6 protein-coding genes are annotated in these 5728 nt (G+C 47.0%); all 6 read left to right on the top strand.

The features are described 5' to 3' along the window. On the top strand, positions 1 to 1421 hold a 1421-nt coding region (locus tag VB714_RS20620), incomplete at its 5' end, for a type IV secretory system conjugative DNA transfer family protein (protein ID WP_323226567.1). A 73-nt stretch (positions 1422 to 1494) separates the two neighbouring features. Continuing rightward, the gene (locus VB714_RS20625; protein ID WP_323226568.1) at positions 1495 to 2202 is read left to right on the top strand and encodes a hypothetical protein; all 708 of its coding nucleotides are present in this window, start codon (positions 1495 to 1497) and stop codon (positions 2200 to 2202) included. Between the two features lie 46 nt (positions 2203 to 2248). Beyond that, entirely contained in the window at positions 2249 to 4108 is a 1860-nt protein-coding gene (locus VB714_RS20630) for an ATP-binding protein (protein ID WP_323226569.1), read from the top strand. A 7-nt stretch (positions 4109 to 4115) separates the two neighbouring features. Continuing rightward, on the top strand, positions 4116 to 4679 hold the full coding sequence (locus VB714_RS20635) for a hypothetical protein (protein ID WP_323226570.1): 564 nt from the start codon (positions 4116 to 4118) through the stop codon (positions 4677 to 4679). 20 nt (positions 4680 to 4699) lie between these two features. Next, positions 4700 to 5095: a hypothetical protein gene (locus VB714_RS20640; protein ID WP_323226571.1), complete on the top strand. Its 396-nt coding sequence runs from the start codon at positions 4700 to 4702 to the stop codon at positions 5093 to 5095. A gap of 106 nt (positions 5096 to 5201) precedes the next feature. Then, positions 5202 to 5609 (top strand): hypothetical protein, encoded by a 408-nt coding sequence (locus tag VB714_RS20645; protein WP_323226572.1) that lies wholly within the window; start codon positions 5202 to 5204, stop codon positions 5607 to 5609. Positions 5610 to 5728 lie beyond the last annotated feature (119 nt).

Here is a 5728-nt window from a genome sequence, read left to right on the forward strand (position 1 = left end):
TTATCGATCGCCTCATCGAAAGTTCGTTTCAGCAGGGATTTAGTACAGTAATTTACGATAAAAAGGGAGACCAGATGAAGTTGCACGCTCCCCTTGCCGCCCGCTACGGTTACGAGGTGAGCGTTTTAGCGCCTGGAGAACCTTATAGTGGGGTTATCAATCCTCTCGATTTCATGCGAGACCCCCAAGATGCAGTCATGGCGGGGCAAATCGGGCGGGTTATTGCCAATAATGCAGACTCGGAACAGGGCAAAAGCAATGAATTTTTCAAGAATGCCGGGGAAATGATGGCTAAAGGATTGGTACAGCTTGCCAAGTCCAGTCAGTATCCCGATCTAGCAATGGTTTACGCCTTCATTCAATTGCCCGATTTCGTCCATCGCCTTGCCCATTCCGTCTACCGTCCCGATGGCCATCCCCTGAAAATGGATCGATGGATTTCAGCCAGTTTCTCTCAACTCCTCAGTGCTAAGGATGCTGAAAAAACGGTTGCAGGCATTAAAGCCACAGCCGAAGCGACTTATAGCGCTTTTATTCAAAAAGACCTGCTGCGGGCGTTTATCGGTCAGAGTACTATTCCCGTGCGCTTGGAGGGCAAGCAAGCCATCTTTTTCAAGCTCGATGACAGCCGGCGGGATATTTTGACCCCGCTTTTGGCCGCGGCGCTTCATCTCTGCGTTGTTGCTAATTTAGCGGAGAAGCGGCGAACACCCTTCGTTTACTCTTTGGATGAGTTTCCATCCTTGCGATTGGATCGGATTGCGTATTGGGTCAACGAATATCGCAGCAATGGCGGCGTTCCCATCATTGGCATTCAAAGTCTCAACCAACTCTACGATCGCTATGGGGACAAGCAGGGGAAAGCGATCGCCTCTGCTCTTTCTACCCACGTCCTGTTCAACCCCGGAGATTACGAAACGGCGGAACAGTATTCCAAGCGCTATGGCGAAACTGAAGTGACTCTCCGCAATCGTTCGACGGGCAACTCGATGGGACAGCAGCAAACCACTCGTTCGATTAACTGGAGCGAGTCGGTACAGAAAAAACCTCTCATTAGTGCTGATGAAATCGTTCGCTTTCCTCAAGGCAAATGCGTCATTACTTCTCCTGCCTACGGTTCCGGCAGCGAGGCACTGTTTCCCTACCCGCTCAAAATCCCCGTATCTCAAGGCGATATTCGCCGGGCAAAGGAATCGGAAGCCCTCTGGGACTCGCAAATCCGACCCCAGTTGGAGCAACGTGCCGAATACCACGCTCGAGGCATCGATCTCGACCGAGAGTTGGAAAACCGCATTCGGGAAGCCTATCGGTTGTTGCCCCATCCCGACGAACCGGAGGAGGCGATCGCATCCCCTCCAGAAACAGAGCGATTGCAAAAGCGCCTATCCGCCCTCAAAATCGGGCGAGAGGCAGGGGAGTAGCTCGATTGGCTACCATGTAAATTATTGGCGATCGTTCGGAGATCCATTGAAGTGATAGTTGGGAAAATCAGAAATGATCTTAGATGAGATAAATTCAAACGCTCTAGCTATACCCTGTAATATCTGCGGTCAGCCAATCGGTAATCTTTGGCAACATTTTCGCATTCCTCCCTTCGAGCCTTATATCGATAAAAACATTGAAGAACTTCAACAGATGGATCGAGAAGCTCACCAAAAAGCCCAAAAGTTGAGATCGTATGCTAATACTCTAGTCCATCGTCATTGTTGGTCTAATTGGTCTCATCAACTATTAGTCTGTTCTTTAGCTATCAAAGCGCTCGAACATGAATTTCGGGGAGCTTTGCGTCTTGCCAAAAGTAACCGAGTTGCAGCTTATTCAACCAAACATGAAAATCCAGATTTTACACCGGGAGTTCTTTTTCTTCCTAGAGGTTCGCTAATATCTCAACATCTTTTTGGGATCGAGCTTGGAAATCCAGTGGTAAGAGAACGAGGACAATGCGTAGAATCTTTTATTAATGTTTTAACTCAAGATAAGATATCGCCCGGATTTACTTCGCCACTCTCTCTACACCAAAAAATTTATCTTCAGTGCGATGAAGAAATTGATGAAATTCTAAAAATTAATTTTTTCTCTGCTAAAAATATATTATATGCAGTCTATTTTTTATACAAGCCCGACATCGAACTCTTAAAGCAAGCAATATTACCCTCATCCAAGAAATCGAACAGGCAGATCGTCAATTTACAGACACCATAAATTTTATATTTTTATCGCTATTACACCTTTTTAGAGAATTGGGAGAATGACCAAAACCGCTCCTCCATCCACTCAGAAAAACCTGCAATTGCTGCGTTTCGCGTTCCACCGATCGCGAGACTGCATCTTTTTCGTCACACCCTCCGGTCGCCTCTTTTACGCCAACCATTCCACCGCGTCGATCCTGAAATATTCTCGCGAGGAACTCACGGGAGGAATGCACTTGGGCCACCTCGAATCGGGACTCTCGACGCGGAGGTGGAAAAGCCGCTTTCGTCGGTTACGAGAGCGAAGGCGCTTATCTTTGCAATCCATCTACCGCACGAAAGAAGGCCGAACCCTTAACGTGGAGGTCGTTCTCCATCTCTCTCAATACCGAGGTCAAGAATTTTGTTGCGCGATCGCCCGCAATATCGACGGAGACGGCAAGAGAAAGCAAATGCAGGCTCTCAAAAGAGCCAAGGAAGAAGCCGAAGCTGCCAACCGAACGAAAAGCCGCTTTTTGGCGAATATGAGCCACGAACTGCGAACTCCCCTGAACAGCATTCTCGGCTTTACCCAATTGTTAGCGCGAACCGATGGCTTTACCCTCGAACAGCAGGAATATCTCGATATCGTCAATCGCAGCAGTCAGCATTTGTTGGGACTGATCGATAATGTTTTAGAAATGTTCAAAATCGAAGCGGAAGGCGTGGTTCTGGTGGAGCGCAGTTTCGATTTGGTGCGCTTATTGGAGACTTTAGAGGAGATGTTTCGCTTGAAAGCCGAGACCAAGAGTTTGAATTTGGAGTTCGACGGCATCTCTCAACTTCCTCACTATATTACAACCGACGATCGCAAATTGCGCCAAATCCTCATCAATTTGTTGGGCAATGCGATTAAATTTACAGAAGCCGGATCAGTGCGCCTCGAGGCAAGACGGGTGGAATCTTTGGGCGATCGCTGTCGTTTGGCGTTTACTGTTGAAGATACCGGGATGGGAATTGCTGCGGAAGAAATGGATTTGTTATTCGCTTCTTTCGTCCAAACGGAGGCGGGGCGCAAATCCCAGCAGGGGACGGGGTTGGGATTGCCTATCAGTCGCCGCTATGTGGAATTGATGGGGGGAGAAATGACGGTTGAAAGTCGCGTCGGCTCGGGCAGTTGCTTTCACTTTACTATCGATGCGAAACTCGCTCGAGCCGAAGACGTGCGAAATTATATGGAACGGGGTCGGGTTAGCGTCTTGGCACCGGGTCAGCCGGAGTATCGCATTTTAGTGGTTGAGGATGTTGCGGAAAATCGCTTGTTGTTAACGCGGTTTTTGAAAGAGGTTGGATTTGAAGTGAGAGAGGCGGTTAACGGACGAGAAGCGATAGAGCAATGGGCGGACTGGCAACCTCACTTGATTTGGATGGATATTCGGATGCCGGTGATGGATGGCTATCGAGCCACTCAAAAAATTCGCTCTCTCCCCGGTGGCGATCGCCCGATAATAATCGCTCTGACAGCCAGCACTCTATCTCAAAAGCGCTCTCAGTTGTTGAAGGTGGGTTACAACGATTTGGTGGTCAAACCATTTCGCGAGGATGTCATTTTTGAGAAGATGGCCAAGCATTTGGGGGTGAAATACCTGTACGAACAGCCTTCGGTGGATAGTGCTTTCGAGATGCCGGATTCGCGCATTTCCCTACAATTTACCTTGCAATCTTTATCCAAAGTTTCGGTATCGCTGTTGGAACAATTGGCCGATGCTGCGGATACGGGAGACCCGCTTCTCGTCAAGCAGGCGATCGCGCAATTGCCGGATTCTCAATCTCAATTAAAGGTGCGTTTGTTGGAATGGGTGGCGGAGTTTCGCTTGGATTTGATTGGGGATTTGGTGGCGCGATCGCTCGATAATTCAAACAGCCCGCAATTAAAATGACTCCCAAATGGAACAAGTTACCGAAATTTTCGATACTCGCCAACAATGTTTTGTAGAAGCCCTCATTCTCGACATTCAAGAGCGCCACGTTCGAGACTTTGAAGAGATTTGGTTGCCTCAATTGGAAGAACTGAGCGAGGAAGATAAACACTTAGATTGGGCATTGAAAAAGCGCTTGTCGCGGAATTACGATGATTTTGAAGTCTATGCCCTTGAATGCAATGATATGGCTCAAGGATTTATCGCTATAGAAACATTGGGACATCGTTCTTGGTTTGACACTTCGGCTTCACTCAGTGCTGACGAAACCCAACGAATTGTCTACGCGAAATTCATTGTCAGCGCCCCTTGGAATCGCAGGGTATCCGGAACGCTACACTACAAATACGTGGGCTTGAAACTTTTGCTGTTTGCCCGACAGCGTAGTTTGGCTCTCGGATACGCGGGGCGCGTCGGGCTTCACTCGCTACCCGGTGCTGTCGGTTTTTATCATAAAGCAGGAATGCTGGAACTCGGCAACGATCCCGATCGCGAGAATTTGACGTATTTCGAGTACCGTGGTTTATCCTGAAGATAGTACGGGAGGAAACAATGACCACTCAAGACAATCCTTGCGATCGCTTGCTGAGAAACCCCAACGACCGCGAAGCACTCGAAGAACTCTATCGCCTCGAAGATGAATTGGGGGATAATATTTCGGCAGGTTGCTATGCAGATCGACCCAGCTATTTGTCCAACTTTTTTCAATACGGTTCTAAAATTGCCGATCGCGCAGAACAAATCAAAGATTTTCTGCAATCGGAATTGCAAGCCGATGAAGCGATCGCCGATCCTCGCTCTTTTTGGGTCGAACATTTTCAGCACCCAATCCCAGAGGTTCTTAGCCTTCTTGAAGAAGCCGTAAACTGTGAGGAGAAGGAAGTTCGAGAAGCAAAAGCACGGGAAGCGATCGCTCTTGCCAAAAGCCGTTTGCCGCAAACGGGGTAAATATAGCGGAGCATTACAGGAGGTAATGAAAACCTTTGTTTTATGATCGCTATCTTTTTCCAAAAAGGATATTTGTATAATATCAAAGAAATCAAAGGAGGAATTTATGCAAGATTCAAAGCGTCTGAATGAAATGCACGTACTCGAACAAATAATGAACAGTGTTGTGCGTATCGAAGCGCATTTGGCTGATGGCAGCAAGGCAACTGGATCGGGGTTTGCATATAATTTTGCCATACAGAATGATAGAACATCTGCGCCAACTATTATCACAAATAAGCACGTTATCGAAGGAGCTAGCCATATATCATTACCAATAAGTACAATGACCACTGATGGGTATATAACAGGTAATTTTGCAGTAATCACCTATGAACTGAATGAAAAACTTGTTATTGACCACCCAGATCCAAAGGTCGATCTCTGTGCTATCGGCGCAGCCCCAATATACGAACATTTCAAGACCAAGTCTCTCAGTCCGGCTTTGACAACTTTAGATAAATCAGTAAGCTAAGACGCATCTACATTGCATTAATGGCATTGCCTTTATTTTTTATCTTTCTATTCCAATGAATTATTAATTCTCCTTCATTTAACAGTTTTCTTACTGTTTTTTCTAGCTCTTCTCTATTT

The sequence above is a fragment of the Spirulina sp. 06S082 genome, from assembly GCF_034932145.1.
Lineage (GTDB): Bacteria > Cyanobacteriota > Cyanobacteriia > Cyanobacteriales > Spirulinaceae > CCY15215.

Coding starts and splice junctions, on each gene's coding strand:
- VB714_RS20625 (WP_323226568.1), top strand. CDS start 1,495: ATGATCTTAGATGAGATAAATTCAAACGCTCTAGCTATACCCTGTAAT.
- VB714_RS20630 (WP_323226569.1), top strand. CDS start 2,249: ATGACCAAAACCGCTCCTCCATCCACTCAGAAAAACCTGCAATTGCTG.
- VB714_RS20635 (WP_323226570.1), top strand. CDS start 4,116: ATGGAACAAGTTACCGAAATTTTCGATACTCGCCAACAATGTTTTGTA.
- VB714_RS20640 (WP_323226571.1), top strand. CDS start 4,700: ATGACCACTCAAGACAATCCTTGCGATCGCTTGCTGAGAAACCCCAAC.
- VB714_RS20645 (WP_323226572.1), top strand. CDS start 5,202: ATGCAAGATTCAAAGCGTCTGAATGAAATGCACGTACTCGAACAAATA.